The organism is Streptomyces sp. NPDC127098, from assembly GCF_042722465.1.
Taxonomy (GTDB): Bacteria; Actinomycetota; Actinomycetes; order Streptomycetales; family Streptomycetaceae; genus Streptomyces; species Streptomyces millisiae.
The window spans coordinates 14,392-29,437 of sequence record NZ_JBHXFJ010000052.1; the positions used below are offsets into that span (position 1 = coordinate 14,392).

At 72.8% G+C, this 15,046-nt stretch carries 15 protein-coding genes and 1 pseudogene; 5 read left to right on the top strand and 11 right to left on the bottom strand.

What is annotated here, in order from left to right; all coding sequences use genetic code 11:
- Window positions 1-54 precede the first annotated feature (54 nt).
- The gene (locus ACFWI8_RS26765; RefSeq protein WP_387096405.1) at window positions 55-876 is read left to right on the top strand and encodes an NAD-dependent epimerase/dehydratase family protein; all 822 of its coding nucleotides are present in this window, start codon (window positions 55-57) and stop codon (window positions 874-876) included.
- A gap of 222 nt (window positions 877-1,098) precedes the next feature.
- Here the strand turns inward: ACFWI8_RS26765 and ACFWI8_RS26770 are convergent, their stop codons facing one another.
- The 8 genes from ACFWI8_RS26770 to ACFWI8_RS26805 all read right to left on the bottom strand — a co-directional run bounded on the left by ACFWI8_RS26770 (window position 1,099) and on the right by ACFWI8_RS26805 (window position 10,158).
- The gene (locus ACFWI8_RS26770; protein WP_387096408.1) at window positions 1,099-2,211 is read right to left on the bottom strand and encodes a serine hydrolase domain-containing protein; all 1,113 of its coding nucleotides are present in this window, start codon (window positions 2,209-2,211) and stop codon (window positions 1,099-1,101) included.
- A 15-nt stretch (window positions 2,212-2,226) separates the two neighbouring features.
- Entirely contained in the window at window positions 2,227-3,549 is a 1,323-nt protein-coding gene (locus ACFWI8_RS26775; RefSeq protein WP_387096411.1) for a polysaccharide lyase family 1 protein, read from the bottom strand.
- A gap of 331 nt (window positions 3,550-3,880) precedes the next feature.
- Entirely contained in the window at window positions 3,881-5,059 is a 1,179-nt protein-coding gene (locus tag ACFWI8_RS26780) for a Gfo/Idh/MocA family protein (RefSeq protein WP_387096414.1), read from the bottom strand.
- Between the two features lie 99 nt (window positions 5,060-5,158).
- Window positions 5,159-5,398 carry a hypothetical protein gene (locus tag ACFWI8_RS26785; RefSeq protein ID WP_387096417.1) on the bottom strand — a complete coding sequence of 80 codons (240 nt, stop codon included), beginning with the start codon at window positions 5,396-5,398 and terminating at the stop codon, window positions 5,159-5,161.
- Window positions 5,399-5,443: 45 nt separating this feature from the next.
- Window positions 5,444-7,195: an L-arabinonate dehydratase gene (gene araD, locus ACFWI8_RS26790; protein ID WP_387096419.1), complete on the bottom strand. Its 1,752-nt coding sequence runs from the start codon at window positions 7,193-7,195 to the stop codon at window positions 5,444-5,446.
- A complete protein-coding gene (locus tag ACFWI8_RS26795) occupies window positions 7,192-8,100 on the bottom strand; it encodes a dihydrodipicolinate synthase family protein (RefSeq protein ID WP_387096421.1) in 909 nt (302 codons plus the stop codon). Before ACFWI8_RS26795 ends, araD begins: the two co-directional genes overlap by 4 nt.
- Window positions 8,097-8,807: a GntR family transcriptional regulator gene (locus ACFWI8_RS26800; RefSeq protein ID WP_387096424.1), complete on the bottom strand. Its 711-nt coding sequence runs from the start codon at window positions 8,805-8,807 to the stop codon at window positions 8,097-8,099. Before ACFWI8_RS26800 ends, ACFWI8_RS26795 begins: the two co-directional genes overlap by 4 nt.
- Window positions 8,808-8,991: 184 nt before the next feature.
- Window positions 8,992-10,158: a right-handed parallel beta-helix repeat-containing protein gene (locus ACFWI8_RS26805; RefSeq protein ID WP_387096427.1), complete on the bottom strand. Its 1,167-nt coding sequence runs from the start codon at window positions 10,156-10,158 to the stop codon at window positions 8,992-8,994.
- Between the two features lie 335 nt (window positions 10,159-10,493).
- Between ACFWI8_RS26805 and ACFWI8_RS26810 the strand changes: the two are divergent.
- A pseudogene (locus ACFWI8_RS26810) lies at window positions 10,494-10,898 on the top strand (XRE family transcriptional regulator); the annotation flags it as partial.
- Window positions 10,899-10,907: 9 nt separating this feature from the next.
- On the opposite strand, the gene ACFWI8_RS26815 reads toward ACFWI8_RS26810, so the two are convergent.
- Both ACFWI8_RS26815 and ACFWI8_RS26820 read right to left on the bottom strand, forming a co-directional pair.
- Window positions 10,908-11,369, bottom strand: a complete 462-nt coding sequence (locus ACFWI8_RS26815; RefSeq protein ID WP_387096430.1) for an NUDIX domain-containing protein — start codon at window positions 11,367-11,369, stop codon at window positions 10,908-10,910.
- Window positions 11,370-11,453: 84 nt separating this feature from the next.
- Complete coding sequence (locus ACFWI8_RS26820; RefSeq protein WP_387096433.1) at window positions 11,454-12,047, bottom strand: TetR/AcrR family transcriptional regulator; 594 nt, start codon at window positions 12,045-12,047, stop codon at window positions 11,454-11,456.
- A gap of 129 nt (window positions 12,048-12,176) precedes the next feature.
- On the opposite strand from ACFWI8_RS26820, the gene ACFWI8_RS26825 reads away from it, so the two are divergent.
- From ACFWI8_RS26825 to ACFWI8_RS26835, 3 genes are read left to right on the top strand one after another with little or no spacing between them, the layout of a single operon-like run.
- The gene (locus ACFWI8_RS26825; RefSeq protein ID WP_311598279.1) at window positions 12,177-12,911 is read left to right on the top strand and encodes an SDR family oxidoreductase; all 735 of its coding nucleotides are present in this window, start codon (window positions 12,177-12,179) and stop codon (window positions 12,909-12,911) included.
- A 38-nt stretch (window positions 12,912-12,949) separates the two neighbouring features.
- A complete protein-coding gene (locus tag ACFWI8_RS26830; RefSeq protein WP_387096437.1) occupies window positions 12,950-13,639 on the top strand; it encodes an isochorismatase family cysteine hydrolase in 690 nt (229 codons plus the stop codon).
- A 22-nt stretch (window positions 13,640-13,661) separates the two neighbouring features.
- Window positions 13,662-14,522 (top strand): class I SAM-dependent methyltransferase, encoded by an 861-nt coding sequence (locus ACFWI8_RS26835; protein ID WP_387096440.1) that lies wholly within the window; start codon window positions 13,662-13,664, stop codon window positions 14,520-14,522.
- Here the strand turns inward: ACFWI8_RS26835 and ACFWI8_RS26840 are convergent.
- Window positions 14,506-14,982: a rhodanese-like domain-containing protein gene (locus ACFWI8_RS26840; RefSeq protein ID WP_387096443.1), complete on the bottom strand. Its 477-nt coding sequence runs from the start codon at window positions 14,980-14,982 to the stop codon at window positions 14,506-14,508. The two genes, ACFWI8_RS26835 and ACFWI8_RS26840, sit on opposite strands and share 17 nt — an antisense overlap.
- Window positions 14,983-15,046 lie beyond the last annotated feature (64 nt).

Below are 15,046 nucleotides of genomic sequence, written 5' to 3' on the forward strand. Positions count from 1 at the left end.
CACCCCCTAGGTTGTCCCCATATATGAACGATAACAATCGGAACGGAGCTGACGATGGTCGCGGCCGAGCACGCTGAACGCACCGTTCTCCTCACCGGCGCCGCGGGGGGCGTCGGCACGCTGATGCGTGAGCTGCTGCCGCGGTTCGGTTACCGGCTGCGGAGCCTCGACCTGGTGCCGGTGCCCGGCGCTCCCGACGCGATCGTCGCCGACCTCGGCGACCGGGACGCCCTGCGGGAGGCGGTGCGCGGCGTCGACGCCGTCCTCCATCTCGCGGGCATCTCCCTGGAGTCGTCCTTCGAGAAGATCCTCCGGGCCAACATCGAGGGTACGTACAACCTTTATGAGGCGGCCCGCGAAGAGGGCGTGCGGCGCGTGGTGTTCGCGTCCAGCAACCACGCCGTCGGCTTCACCCCCTGGCCGGCGCCCGGCGAACCGCCGGTGCCGGTCGACACGCCCCGCAGGCCCGACACCTTCTACGGTCTCTCCAAGTGCTTCGGCGAGGACCTGGCCCAGCTCTACTGGGACAAGCACGGCATCGAGACCGTCTCGGTCCGCATCGGCTCCTGCTTCCCCGAGCCCACCTCGGTCCGGATGCTGTCGGTCTGGCTCAGTCCCGCCGACGGCGCCCGGCTCTTCGACGCGGCGCTGAGCTCCCCCGGCGTCGGCCACACCGTGGTCTACGGCTCCTCGGCCAACACGCGGTCGGTCTGGGACCTCTCCACGGCCAGGGCCATCGGCTACGAACCACAGGACGACTCCGAGCAGTTCGCCGAGAAGCTGGTCGCCGAGCACGGCGAGCTCGACCTCACCCGCCCCGAACAGGCACGCCTCGGCGGCCACTTCGTCACCGAGCCGCCCATCTGGCCCCACTGACGCGGTGGCGCCGCGCGTGCGCCGCGCGGCGAAGCCGTGGCGCGGGCCGCAGCATAGCGGCCCGGCCGCCGTCGCTCCCTGGTGCCGCGTCCGCCGACTGGCGGTCGGGCCAACACCGTGCCTCGAAGGGGCGTCAGCCGTGGCGCGGGCAGCGTAAGGCCAACACCGCATGGTGCCCGCCCTGGCCGCGCCGAAGGTGCGGCCAGGGCGGGCACGGCCTGATCAGCGAAGCGAACCCGCACAGGCGCGGACCGTCTTGGCCAGCCGGGTCGCGTCGGGGCCGGCACCGCCGGGGGTGGGGACTCGGCGGCGGGTGTAGCCGAAGGCCAGGCCGGCCGCGGGGTCGGCGAAGGCCATCGAGCCGCCGGCGCCGTCGTGGCCGAAGGCGCGGGCGCCGAGGTAGGGCACGGCGACCATGAAGCCGAGCCCGTACGCGCGTTCCATGTCGAGCACCAGGTCACGGCCGACCGAGTACGGCTGCGCGCACTCGGCCGCCGTGTCCGGCGTCAGCAGGTCGAGCGCGGCCGCGTAGAGCGCCGCCAGACCGCGGGCCGAGCCGAAGCCGCCGACCGACGCGGGGCCGCCGGCCCTGACCACCGGGTGGTTGGGCAGCGCCGGCAGGTCGACCTGTACGGGGTGCTGGAGGTTGTAGGCGATGCCCGAGACGCTGTCCGGCTCCACGGGCTCGACCGGCTCCGCCGCCGGCAGCGGCGGCAACACGTCCACCCCCCGGCCTGCTTCACCCTCCGGCACGCCGAGGTGGAAGTCGACGCCGTACGGCTCGACGAAGCGGCTCCGGTGGAAGTCCTTCAGCCCGACGGACGAGACCCGCCGGACCAGCTCGCCGGCCAGCGCGCCGATGGTCAGCGAGTGGTAGCCGAAGGCGGCCCCGGGCCGCCAGTACGGCCGCTGCGGGGCCAGCCGCTCGGCTATCACCGCGTCGTCGGCGACCTCGGCCGGCGAGAAGCCGCCGTCGACGCCGACCAGGCCGGCCCGGTGGCCGAGGAGCTCGCGCACCGTCACGCCCGCCTTGCCCGCGGCGGCGAACTCCGGCCAGTAGGCCCGGACTTCACGGTCCAGGTCGAGCAGGCCCTCCTGGACGAGGAGCGCGACCGCGAGGAAGGCGATGCCCTTGGTGGAGGAGAAGACGCCCAGCAGCGAGTCCCCCGCCAGGTCGGGACCGCCCCACAGGTCGACCACCTGCCGGCCGTCGACCCGCGCGGCCAGCTGGCCGGCGAGCCCGGGCTCGCCGGCCAGCACCGCCGCGAACTCCTCGCGCACCGGCTCGTACCCCGGGGCGACCGTGCCCCACACGGCGGTCTCGATCGTCGTCATCTCGCCTCTCCTCACCTACCTGGTCGGCAGCCGGCCGGCGCCCGCCCACCCGCCCACGAGCGCCGGGACCACCAGGGGATGGTCGACCCGGGAGCGCAGCGTCGGGGTCCAGCCGGCGCCCGCGCCTATCGGGGCGTCCGGGTTCGCGGCGGTGTACGCCGCCAGCAGGTCGACGGGACGGCCGTCGACCCGGTTGCCGTGTTCGGTCATCGAGGTGCCGGGGTTCCACCGGCGGATGACCTCGGCCGGGGTGATCCCCTCGGGCAACGTCACGGCGTTGTACTCGGCGACCAGCGCCGACTCCAGGCCGACGCCCCAGTAGTAGCTGTACGCGGCGCCCGGGTCCTGCCTGAAGTGGTTGTTGTAGACGTCGACCTGCCCGAACCTGACGCGCGGCGTGCGGGAGTTGACGTTGTGGAACAGGTTGTGGTGCAGCGTCACCCGCAGCCTGCCCCGGTCGTCGGCGCCCGCGCCGTCGCCGTTGCCGATCAGCAGCGTCTTGTCGTGCTCCGTGAACACGTTCCAGCTCGCCGTCACGAGGTCGGAGCCGCGCACCACGTCCAACTGCCCGTCGTGCTGCTGGAAAGGGCGGCCGAAGTAGCTCGGCTGGTCGGCGTCCGGGCGGCGGCCGTCGGTGAAGGTGTTGTGGTCCACCCAGACCCGGCGCGAGCCGTACAGCACCAGGCTGTCGTACTCCGAGTTCCACGCGCCGAGTTCGCCGTCGGTCGGGTCCCACTGCGGGAAGCAGTCGAAGGTGTCCTCGAAGGTGAGGTTGCGGACGATGACGTTCTCCCGGCGCCGGACGTCGAGGGTGGCGCCCAGCAGCCGGGCGTCGCGCCCCTCGCCGACGATGGTGGTGTCCGAGGGGACGGAGAGCACGACGCGGGCCCGCTGGCGGGCCTCGGAGGCGGCGCGCGCCTCCTCGAGCGGCCCCGAGGGGTCGGCGTCGCCCCAGGTGTCGGGGTCGTAGGCGGCCAGGTAGGCGTCCAGGCGGTAGCCGTCCGTGGCGTAGTCCTCGCAAGCGAGCGGGGCGCCCGTGGGGTCGGTGTTGGCGTCGATGGTGCCGCGGACCCGGATGATCCGCGGTGCCCCCGGGTCGTCGGCGAGGGCCGCGGCCAGCTCCTCCCTGGTGGTGACGGTGTAGTCGTGCGCGGCGTCGGCGGCCGAGCCCCCGGTGACCGGTCCCTCGGCCGAGCCCCAGCCGTCGCCGTCCCGCAGCACGGCGCGGGCCGGGTCCCAGGAGGCGGCCGCCGGTTCCGCGACGGCGGCGGCGGGCGGCAGCAGGCCGAGGCCGAACGCGGCGCAGCCCAGCACGGCGAGGCGTCTGAGTGACGTCATCCCCGGTACTCCCGCCACTCGGCCCGGGCCTCGTCGAGCCGCTGGACGTCGGGCTCGGTGTCGGCCTCGGAGATGTTGTTCCCGTCCGGCAGGTAGGAGGGCAGTCGCTGCGGCTGCGCCGCGGGTCGGGGGTGTGCTCATCGTGCGGCTCCCTGGGTCGGAGAAGGTGGTCGCTGTGCTGGGCCCCTCTGCTGTGCGCCGTTCCCTGGTGTCGGTCGGTGTGTGCGGCGGGTTCAGGGCACCCGGAACCGAGTGAAGGTGGCCGTTCCCACCCGTGGCAGGGCCCGCCGTGTGGGCGCGGGCCTGCCGCCGCTCTCGCCGTGCGGGTCCGTCACACGTTCCCCCAGCCCTTGCCCGCCCACGGCGCGCCGAGTTCGGCGAAGCCGGCCAGTTCGGCGGCGCCGCGCGCGGTGAGTTCGTCGACGCCGGGGATGACGCGGCGCGGGCCGCGCTCGCCCGGCTCGCTGCGCCAGGCGTCGGCGGGCAGTTCGACCGGTTCCGGCGCGGTGCGCACCGCCTCCACCAGGCGGGTGAAGGCGCCGGTGCGCTCCAGCGGCACCAACAGCGGCTCGTCGTCCCGCAGGTGGGCGACGAGGTTCTCCAACAGGTCAGTGCGCCCGTGGCGGACGGTCTCCGGCTCGTGCCCCTCGCGCTCGATCAGCACCTCGTCGGCCTTGTACCAGAAGGTGATCCGGCCGTGTTCGCCGTGCACCACGACATAGGGCTCGCCCGGGCGCTCGGCGCACAGGGTCACGGAGGTCACGATCAGTCCGCCCGCGGTGGTGCGGATCCGGGCGCAGGAGGTGTCGTCGGCGGCGATGTCGTTGATCCGGTACAGCTCGAGGTCGACGCCGGCGACGTCCTCGGCCCGGTCGGAGCCCTCGATGCGCAGCGCGGTGGCGGTGGCGTGGGCGAGGGGGTTGGTGAGCACGCCGTCGACGACCTCCCGGCCGTCCAGGGTGCGGTGCCCGCCCCAGGGGGCGCGGCGCCAGTACGCCTCGTCGCGCACCCAGGCGCCGGTCGCGCCGATCCCGCGCACCGCGCCGATGGCGCCGTCCGCGACCAGGCCGCGGATGGCCTCGACGGCGTGCGAGCCGAGGGACTGAAAGCCGATCTGGCAGGCGGTGCCCGCCTTGGCGACGCCGGCCGCCAACTGCTCGAAGGCCGCCATGGACGGCGTGGGCGGCTTCTCGAGCAGCAGGTGGACGCCGTGCCCGGCGGCCAGCAGGCCGAGTTCGGCATGAGTGTGGATCGGCGTGCAGACCACGGCGATCCGGGCGCCGGTGCGGGTCAGGAGCTCTCCCAGGTCGGCTGACTGCTCGGGGGCGGCCGCGTCGTCGCCGAGCACGGCCAGCTCCTCGGAGGTGAGCGGCTTCAGCTCGCAGATCCCGGCGAGCCGGACCACTCCGGCTGCCGAGAGGCGGGCGATGTTGCGCAGATGCCAGTTGCCGTGCCCTCGGGCTCCGGCCAGCACGACGGGCAGCGGCTCGGTCATCTTGGTACGGGTCATTTCTCTCGTGGTCATCTTCCGTGCGGGTGCGGTGGTTCCGTCACCGGTGGTCTCGTCCATCGCCTCATCCCTTCACCGCCCCGGCGCCGAAGCCGGCGATCAGCAGACGCTGAACGAAGGGCGGCGTGGACGGCACGGTGGCGGCCCGTACTCGCCGATGCCGGCGTCGGCGAGGCGGCGGCTTAAGCGCGTGGCCGAGTTGTGGATCGGGAAGGCGATGAAGCCCAGCACCAGCAGCCCGGCGGGGGCGATCAGCGGGTAGGGCAGAGAGCGAGACGTGCTTCCGGTCCGGCGGCGGCGCCTGGGCCAGCTCGGCCGTTCCTGGTGCGCGATTGCCATCGTTACCTCTCGAAGCGTTCAAGCTTTCGTGGCCTTCCCGGCCGCTCAGCCGGCGTAGGGCTCGGGCACCTCCCCGGGTCGGGACAGGAACGCGAAGTCGCAGCCGGTGTCGGCCTGGGTGATGTGCTCCTGGTAGAGCGCCCCGTAGCCGCGCCCGTAGCGCTCGGGCGGCGGCGTCCACGCGGCGCGGCGGCGGGCCAGCTCCTCGTCGTCCACCTCGAGGCGCAGCACCCTGGCCTCGACGTCGAGCGTGATCAGGTCGCCGTTCTCCACCAGCGCCAGCGGGCCACCGACGTGCGACTCGGGCGCGATGTGCAGCACGCAGGCGCCGTAACTGGTGCCGCTCATCCGGGCGTCGGAGAGCCGCACCATGTCGGTGACGCCCTCCTTCAGCAGGTAGTCGGGGATCGGCAACATGCCGTACTCCGGCATGCCGGGACCGCCCAGCGGGCCCGAGCCGCGCAGCACCAGCACGTGGTCCTTGGTGATGTTCAGCTCGGGGTCGTTGATGGTCCGCTGCATCGTGCGGTAGTCGTCGAAGACGACGGCGGGCCCGGTGTGCCGGTGCAGGTGCGGCTCGGCCGAGATGTGCTTGATCACGGCACCGTCCGGGGCCAGGTTGCCGCGCAGCACGGCCAGGCCGCCCTGCTCGGCCGCCGGGTTGTCCAACGGGCGGATCACCTCGTCGTCGTGGACCAGCGCGCCCGCCAACTGCTCGCGCATCGTGGCGTGCGTGATGGTGGGCCGGTCCAGGTGCAGCAGCCCGGCCTCGCCGAGCCTGGCCAGCAGCCCCGGCAGGCCGCCCGCGTAGTAGAAGTCCTCCATCAGGTACCGGCCGCCCGGCCGTACGTCGGCGAGCACCGGCACCTTGCGCGCGATGCGGTCGAAGTCGTCCAGGTCGATGTCCACCTGGGAGCGTCCGGCCATCGCGATCAGGTGGATGACGGCGTTGGTGGAGCCGCCGAGCGACAGCACGGTCGCGATGGCGTCCTCGTACGCCTCCCGGGTCAGGTAGCGGGAGAGGGTGACGCCCTCGTTGACCAGTCCCACGATTCGCAGCCCGGCGGCGGCGGCCATCCGCTCGTGGCCCGAGTCCACCGCCGGGATGGCGGCCGCGCCCGGGATGGTCAGGCCGAGCGCCTCGACGGCCGAGGTCATGGTGGAGGCCGTGCCCATGGTCATGCAGGTGCCGGGCGAGCGGGCGAGGCCGTTCTCCAGCTCACCCATCTCGCGGTCGCCGATGCGGCCGGCGCGCTTCTCGTCCCAGTACTTCCACATGTCCGTGCCGGAGCCGAGCGTCTCGTTGCGCCAGTGGCCGCGCAGCATCGGCCCGGCGGGCACGAAGACGGCCGGCAGGTCGGCGCTGGCCGCACCCATCATCAGCGCGGGCGTCGTCTTGTCGCAGCCGCCCATCAGCACGACGCCGTCCACCGGGTAGGAGCGCAGCAGCTCCTCGGTCTCCATGGCCAGGAGGTTGCGGTAGAGCATCGGCGTCGGCTTCTGGAACGTCTCCGACAGCGTCGCCACCGGGAACTCCAGCGGATAACCGCCGGCCTGCCACACCCCGCGCTTCACGGCCTGCGCGCGCTCGCGCAGGTGCTGGTGGCAGGGGTTGATGTCCGACCAGGTGTTGAGGATCGCGATCACCGGCTTGCCGAGGTGCTCCTCCGGCAGGTACCCGAGCTGCCGGGTCCTGGCCCGGTGGCTGAACGTCCGCAAGCCGTCCGTGCCGTACCACTGGTGGCTTCGTAGCGTCTCGGGGCGCCTGCGGCGCGGTTCGTCGTCGGCGGTGCTCACGCGACCTCCCACCCCTCGACGATCGCCGCGACCGCCGCCCGTTCCGCCTCCGGGAGGACCGCGCTCGGCGGGCGGATGTCGCGCCGGCACAGGCCGAGCGCCGACAAGGCCTCCTTGACCACCGTCACGTTGTTGGCCGCCTGCCGGGCCGCCCGCAGCTCCTCGAAGAGCCGGATGCGGTCCCACACCTTCATCGCCGCCGGGTAGTCGCCGGCGCGCAGCGCGCGCAGCATCTCCAGGGAGATCGCGGGCGCGACCCCGACCAGGCCCGAGGTGAAGCCGGTCGCGCCGCACGCGAAGTACGCCGGCGCGTACAGCTCGGCGAGGCCGGCCACCCACACGAAGCGGTCCAGGCCGGCCTCCCGCGCGACGGTCGAGAACCGCACCGGGTCCGGCACCGCGTACTTCACGCCGATCACGTTGGGGCACGCCTCGCCGAGCCGCGCCAGCGAGGCGCCCTCGATCGCCGGGTTGCGGATGTACGGCACCACGCCGAGCTCGGGCACCGCCTCGGCGATGATCCGGTGGTAGTCCACCCAGCCGTCCTGCGAGACGTACGGGTGCACCGGCTGGTGCACCATCACCATCGACGCCCCGGACTCGGCCGCGTGCCGAGCCGCGGCGGCGGCCGTCACCGCGTCGTGGCCGACGCCGACGACGACCTGCGCCTCGGAACCGGCCTCGGCGACCGTCAGCTCGGTCTGGACGCGCCGCTCCTCCAGCGTCAGGGAGTAGAACTCGCTGGTGTTGCCGTTGGCGGTCAGGGTGCGGACCCCGCCGTCCACGAGCCGGCGCACCAGCGTCCGGTAGACGTCTCCGTCGAACGCCCCTTCGGCGTCGAAGGGGCTGACGGTGATGGCCACCACATCGGCGAGTGCGGCTCGCTGCGCCGCGAAGTCGTTCATCGCGCCTCTTCCTGTCGGTCGTGCTCAGGTTCTCGCTGTCGGCCGTCGTCCGCCGCCGCCTCCGCCGGGAAGGCGCGACGGACGAAGGCCAGGATGTGTTCGCGCAGCAGCTCGGCCGCGCCCGGCGCGTCGCCCTCCTCGGCGCGGGCGAGGATCGCCCGGTGCTCGTCGGCCTCCCGGTCCCAGGTGGGCCGGGTCTGCCAGGCGAAGGAGGAGACGAGCGCCGCCTGGTCGCGCAGGTCGTCCAGCATCCTGACCAGCAGCGGGTTCCCACAGGGCACGTAGAGCGCCCGGTGGAAGTCCCGGTTGGCCAGGGAACGCTCCGCGGTGTCGGCCGCGGCGTCCGCGCGGTCGAGCGCGGCGTGCGCCACCGCCAGGTCCCCGCCGGAGGCCACGGTGCGACTCAGCGCCTCCGGTTCGAGCAGCAGCCTGACGTCGTAGACGGAGCGGGCCATGGCGGCGTCCACGGTCCGCACCCAGGCGCCCCGGTACTCGCTCATCACCACGAGCCCGCGCCCGGCCAGCGTCTTCAGCGCCTCCCTGACCGGCGTCTTGGAGACCCCGAACCGCGCGGCGAGTTCGTTCTCGACCAGCGGGGAACCGGGTTCCAGGACGCCGGTCAGGATCGCCCGCGTCAGGTGCTCGAGGACGAACTGGGTGCGGGACGGTATCGGCACCGGCACGGCGCCGGACAGCGGAGCGTTCACGCGACTGGGTTCTCGAATCTCGTATCTCGTATATGACGTCTCATGTATGGCATACGGCGTATGACGTGTGCCGCGGACGAACGTAAGTCCGGTCCGCGGCCACGTCAACGGTTCTGACGGAAATCGCTTGCCGTCCCGGCGGCGACGCTCCGCCGCGCCGCCGGAACGGGCCCGGACCACCTGCTCAACTGCAGGTGCTGCGGCTGCTGTTGTTCAGCGTGAGGTTACGGTAGGTGATCCGGATGCCGCAGGGGTTCTCGGTGAGCGAGTTGTTGGTGAGCGTGAGGTTCTGCAGCGTGATGTCGCTGGTGTTCGGGAACTCCGAGCGGGCCGCGATCCGCACCCCTCCCCCGCCGCTGATCGTGCCGCCCTGGGCGGCGATGTTCACGCCGTAGCAGTTCTCGATCAGGATGGCGTTGTTCCCGGTGTTGGAGATGGTCACCCGGTCGATGACCGCGCCGCCGCTCTCCGAGACGCAGAAGATGCCACGGCCGCCGCCCCTGGCGATCACCTCGCCGACCCGGATGTTCACCGGGTAGCTGCTGCCGATCCGGCCGTTGCGGTTGGCCATCCGGAAGGCCGCGTAGCCGGTGCCGGTGCCGGCGTTCTCGGCGTCGACCCGGGTGATGTTGGCGTTGATCGTGTCGTTCAGCAGCAGCCCCGACTCGCCGACGTTGCGGGCCGTGACCGTGCCGATGGTGATGCCGTCGACACCGTAGGTCTCCACCGCGTGGCTGCCGGCGCCGGAGACGAAGACGTTGTCGATCCGCACGTTGCGGGTGCGGACGTTGCGGTTGGCGTGGTTGTCGATCCGGATGCCGAGGCCGCCGGAGAGCTGCATGTTGATCTGGCCCAGGGTGATGTTGGTGCCGTTGCGCACGAAGATGCCGAAGTAGGGCGCGCCGGTGATGGAGACGTTCTGGACCTCGACGTCGGTGGTGTTCTGGGTGCGGATGGGCGCCTGGTTGGCGGCCATGCTGCCGGTGTAGTTGATCGTCCCGCAGACGTCCAGCACGGTGTAACTGGGGAGGTCGAGCGACTGGTTGGCCGGCACCGAGCCGGAACCGCGCACCACCACCCGCTGCTTGGAGGTGCGGCCGGGCGTCAGGCTGTTCACGGCGGCCCGCATCGCGGAGAGCATGTCGGTGCCGGAGTACCCCGGCGCGGTCCAGGTGTTCCCGTTCCGCACCGCCTCGGCCTGGTACGAGCCGTCGCCACACGCCGCGACGCCGATGTCGTCGGCGGCGGCCGGACCGCTCATCGTGGCGCCGGCGGTGACGAGGGCGACGACGGCCGAGAGGAGAAGGGTGACCTTGCGCTTCCTGACGGGGGTTGCGGCTCTGCGTCCCATCGTTCACTCCTGAGGTGGGGGATGGAGGAACCGCGCGCCACCTCGTCGAACCTGAATCGATTCACGACCGGCCTGTCCTCGACCGGGGAGTGAGCGGGACCCAGGGGATCGAGCGGCGCCACGGATGGCTGGCGAGACCGGTGCGCGATACGGCACACCGGCCGGGAAAGCGCTTGCTGAACGGCGAGTATGGCAACGGGCCAACGGCCCGTCAATAACCGGTAAAGCGGGATCGCTCGCGCTGGCTTGAGCGGGCTACAGCGCCTCGCCACGACTGCGGCGGTTCGCCTCCCGGACCGACGCGCGCAGCAGCTCGGCGAGGCCGATCGACCGCACTGCGGAAGAAGGCCCGCTCGGGAGCGACCGTGCGCTTCCTCCTCGGCGATCCGGACTCCGAGGTGACGCGGCGGCGCGAGGCCGTCGAGGCCACCGCGCTGACGGTGTCCACCCGGATCCGGATCACCCTGGAGCACCTGGCCCGGCTCAGCGGAACCGAGCGGATCGAGGCGCGCTTCAGCGACGCGGAGTCGCACGTCTCGCTGTCGGTCTTCCGGTTCGACGACCAGATGCTGGTCACCCCACACCTGGCCAAGCTCGTCGGCCACGACTCGCCCATGCTGCACCTGCGGCGTCTCCAGGACGACGGGATGTTCGACCGCTTCGCCGCGCACGCCGAGGAGTTGTGGCACGACGGGCGGCCGGTCGGACCCTCGGCGGAGAGCGCCGGGGCCCTGCCCTGACCGGCGGCCTCACCGTCGCAGCAACTCGGCGAGCGGCTCCCGGACATCGGCCGGATAGAGGTTCAGCGATGCGAACTCGTCCGCTCCCGCCCACCTGAGCTCGAAACTGTTGTTCGGGCCGTGCTCCTCGGCCTCGGGCCCGGACAGGACGGGGGCGCCCGACACGTCCGTCATCAGGAAGTACGACGCCGGCCGGCCGTTGTGCTCGCCCGTCCACAGCAGCCGACCGATCCGCGCCACGAGCGTCGTCTCCTCGGCCAGTTCGCGCACCGCGGCCGTCTCGGCGCTCTCCCCCTCCTCGACATGTCCGCCGGGCAGGACCGCGTAGTGATGCCCCGGGCATACCGCTCCCCTCCACCCCGTGCCCACGCACATCGCGCAGGACCGGGACGCCTCGCGCCTGAGGAAGCGCCTGATGACCAGCAACCGCCGACCATCGACGACCACCGCGACCGCTCTGGGAATCAGCACGCGGTCATGGTGCCCCGCCCGGACACGGCGCAGTCGGCTCAGCCGTTTGCGGCGCTCCCGCCGACCGGAGCCGGCGGCGGCCCGTCAGTGTTCGGGGGGGCGCGGCGGCACGGGCCTCAGCCCGTCCAGGGTGAGGTCGAGGAGACGTTCGGCCTGGTCCCGCTGGTCCGGCCTGGCCGAGGTCAGGGCGATGCCGGTGAGCGCGGCGAACACGTCGGTCGGGCTGATGTCGGACCGGATCACACCGGCCGCGGCGCCGGCCTCCATGAGGGAGGTGAGGGCGGTCTGTATCAACTGGTGGCTCTGGGCGTACGGGTTGGTCCCCGAGGCGACGACGGCCTGCAGGGCGTCGGCCATCCCGAACTTGGCCGTGGCGTAGTCCATGAAGCGCCGTGTCCAGGCGCGCAGCGCCTCGCGCGGCGGCAGGGCTGCCAGCAGGCCGGGGACCGCGTCGCACAACTGGGCCAGTTCATTGCGGTAGGCGGCTTCGATGAGGGCCTCGCGCGTCGGGAAGTTGCGGTAGAGCGTGCCGCTCCCGACGCCCGCTTCCCTGGCGATGCGTTCGAAGTGGGCGTCCAGCCCTTCCTCGGTGAAGACGCGCACCGCGGCGGCCAGGATCTTGTCCCGGTTGCGCTGCGCGTCAGCCCGCAGTGGGCGTCCTGGGTCCCGAGCAGTCACGGGCTCTCCTCTCGCTACCGCTTGCCAAGTGGAGGCGTCTCCACTTACGTTACACGCCTAAGTGGCGATGCCTCCACTTTCACTCCGGGGCACCCGCAGGGCTGCCCTCGTCAGGAAGGACCATTCACCATGTCGGGAACGGCTGGCAAAGTCGTGGCCATCACGGGCGCGAGCAGCGGCATCGGCGAGGCGACCGCACTCCTGCTCGCCGGGCGCGGCGCGAGCGTCGTCCTGGGAGCACGTCGTCCGGACCGCCTCGCCGCCGTGGCCGCCCGCGTCGAGGAGACCGGTGGCGAGGTCGCCTGGGTCCGCACGGACGTGAGGCGGCGCGAGGACCTGGCCGGCCTCGTCCGCGTGGCGCGCGAACGCTTCGGAAAGCTCGACGTCCTCGTCAGCAACGCGGGCGTCGGCCTGATCTCCCCGCTCGACGAACTCCGCGTCGAGGACTGGGAGGAGATGATCGACGTCAACCTGAAGGGCGTGCTGTACGGGATCGCCGCCGCGCTGCCCGTCTTCCGCGAGCAGCGGTCGGGGCACTTCGTCAACACGCTGTCTGTGGCGGGACTGACCGTCAGTCCGTTGATGTCGGTGTACGCGGCCACGAAGAACGCCGTCCGAGCCGTCTCAGAGGGGCTGCGGCAGGAGGCCGGGGGCAGTTTGCGGGTGACCGTCGTGTCACCTGGCTACGTCCGCACGAACTTCGCGGACCCCTTGCTCCCCGAGGTGAAGGCCCGGATCGTCGCGAGGATGGACGAGATCGGGCTCGCTCCGGAAGCGGTGGCCCGTGCCATCGCGTTCGCCGTCGAGCAGCCGGACGGGGTGGACGTGGGGGACATCGTCGTCCGCCCCACCGCCCAGGCCTGAGCCAACCCACCGCCACACCGGAAGAGGAGAAGCCCACGATGTCCGCCACCGCGATCCTCGTCATCGACATGCAGAACGGCTTCGTCCACCCCGACGGCTCCGTGCCCCGCGCCGGACTTGGCGTCCCCGGCGTCGACGCGGTCGTCGACGCCATGGTCGGGCTCGTCGAAGCGGCCCGTGCCACCGGACTGCCGGTCGTCTACACGCGGCACGTCTATCGCGAGAACGCCCCGGAGATGTCCCCCCGCATACGCGCGGCCTTCGCCCCGGTGCTCGCCGTGGACCCGCGGATGCTCGCCCGCGGCAGCTGGGACGCCGAGGTGGTGGCCGAGCTCAGGCCCGAACCCGGCGACGTGGTCGTCGACAAGAGCCGCTACGACGCGTTCCTCCACACCGATCTGGAGCCCATGCTCCGGGCGCTGGGGGTCGACCGGCTCGTGGTCGGCGGAGTGCTGACGAACTACTGCGTCGAGTCGACGGTGCGGTCGGGCGTCGAGCGTGGCTTCGACATCGCCGTCGCCGCGGACTGCACGGCCGCCGCCGCGCGGTTCCACGGGCCCTCACTCGCCAGCATGGAGGCCATGTTCGCCACCGTCGGCCCGTGGCGTGAGCTGTTGCCCACGCCCTGGCCGTCCGCGTCCTCGGGCGCCTCTCGGGCCGCCGGTCGGAAATCGGGCGGCGCCGTCCCGGGCCGGCGTGGGACCATCGGCCGCCGGGCAGGCGGATGATCTCGGTGAGGACGGTGGCGGCATGGTGGCCGGCTGGGAGTGGGACGAGACGTTGTTCGCGGGCGCGGCCCCGTACTACCGGCGCGGGCGGCTGCCGTACGCGCCCGGTCTGGCCGAGGCGCTCGCCGACGCCCTACGGCTGGACGGGCGGGGGCGGCTCCTCGATGTGGGGTGCGGTCCCGGCACCGTCGCCCTGAGCCTGGCGCACCTGTTCGCCGAGATCGTCGGGGTGGACCCGGACGGTGGGATGCTCGCCGAGGCCGAGCGAGGGGCAGCCGAGGCGGGGGTGGCCGGGAAGGCCCGGTGGGTGCGGGCCACGGCCGAGGAGCTGCCCGCCGGGCTCGGCACCTTCACCGTCGCGAGCTTCGCCCAGTCCTTCCACTGGATGGACCGCGACCTGGTGGCGGCCACGGTCCGGGAGATGCTCGGGCCCGGCGGGGCGCTGGTGCACATCTCGGACCTCAAGACGGAGACCCGGTCCGTCGACGGGCTCCCGCACCCGGCCGTGCCCTACCCGGCGATCGACGAGTTGGTCAGGCGGTACCTGGGTCCGGTCCGGCGGGCCGGGCGCGGGGTGCTGCGGCACGGCACGCCCGGCGGGGAGGCCGAGGTCTTCCGGCGGGCCGGGTTCCACGGCCCCGGTCGCCATGTCGTGCCCGGCGGTCAGGCGCTGGAACGCACGGTCGACGACGTCGTCGCCGGGGTCTTCTCGATGTCGTTCTCGGCCCCGCACCTGTTCGGCACGGACCGGGACGGCTTCGAGGCCGACCTGCGCCGGCTCCTGAACGAGGCGTCGCCCGCGGGGCGGTTCTCCGAACGCCAGCCGAGCACCGAGGTCTTCGTCTGGTGGCGGGACGCCGACGGCCTCAGCAGGCGCAGCTGACCGAGCCGACCGGCACCGTCAGCGGGTCGGGCTCGCGCTGCTCGATGGCGCCGGTCGCGGTCTCCACCGGGAAGCCCTCGCGGATCCAGTACTCGATGCCGCCGATCAACTCCTTGACGCGGTAGCCGAGCAGGGCGAGGGCGAGCGCGGCGCGGGTGGCGCCGTCGCAGCCGGGGCCCCAGCAGTAGGTGATGACCGGGACGGCCGGGTCGAGCAGGCTCGCCGCCCGGGCGGGTATGTCGGCGGTGGGCAGGTGGACCGCACCCGGCACGTGGCCCTGCCGCCAGCCCTCGGCGCCGCGCGAGTCGACCAGGACGAAGCCGGGGTCGCCGGAGACGAGTGAGGCCCGGACGTCCGAGACGTCGGCCTGGAAGGTGAGGCGGGCGGTGAAGAACGCCGCGGCCTCGGCGGGGGCGGCGGGCGGCGTGCGCAGGGCGGGACTGGCGGTGCTGTTCGTCATGGGAAGGACGCTACGGCGCACGCCCGCGCCATGGAACGGGCGATCGCCGGCCTTCCTGGCCACC

Excerpts from the sequence above, each read along its gene's own strand:
- ACFWI8_RS26835 (WP_387096440.1), top strand. The coding sequence starts at position 13,662 with ATGGTGGCCGGCTGGGAGTGGGACGAGACGTTGTTCGCGGGCGCGGCC.
- ACFWI8_RS26770 (WP_387096408.1), bottom strand. The coding sequence starts at position 2,211 with ATGACGACGATCGAGACCGCCGTGTGGGGCACGGTCGCCCCGGGGTAC.
- ACFWI8_RS26840 (WP_387096443.1), bottom strand. The coding sequence starts at position 14,982 with ATGACGAACAGCACCGCCAGTCCCGCCCTGCGCACGCCGCCCGCCGCC.
- ACFWI8_RS26795 (WP_387096421.1), bottom strand. The coding sequence starts at position 8,100 with ATGAACGACTTCGCGGCGCAGCGAGCCGCACTCGCCGATGTGGTGGCC.
- ACFWI8_RS26805 (WP_387096427.1), bottom strand. The coding sequence starts at position 10,158 with ATGGGACGCAGAGCCGCAACCCCCGTCAGGAAGCGCAAGGTCACCCTT.
- ACFWI8_RS26775 (WP_387096411.1), bottom strand. The coding sequence starts at position 3,549 with ATGACGTCACTCAGACGCCTCGCCGTGCTGGGCTGCGCCGCGTTCGGC.
- ACFWI8_RS26830 (WP_387096437.1), top strand. The coding sequence starts at position 12,950 with ATGTCCGCCACCGCGATCCTCGTCATCGACATGCAGAACGGCTTCGTC.
- ACFWI8_RS26780 (WP_387096414.1), bottom strand. The coding sequence starts at position 5,059 with ATGACCCGTACCAAGATGACCGAGCCGCTGCCCGTCGTGCTGGCCGGA.
- ACFWI8_RS26765 (WP_387096405.1), top strand. The coding sequence starts at position 55 with ATGGTCGCGGCCGAGCACGCTGAACGCACCGTTCTCCTCACCGGCGCC.
- ACFWI8_RS26785 (WP_387096417.1), bottom strand. The coding sequence starts at position 5,398 with ATGGCAATCGCGCACCAGGAACGGCCGAGCTGGCCCAGGCGCCGCCGC.
- ACFWI8_RS26825 (WP_311598279.1), top strand. The coding sequence starts at position 12,177 with ATGTCGGGAACGGCTGGCAAAGTCGTGGCCATCACGGGCGCGAGCAGC.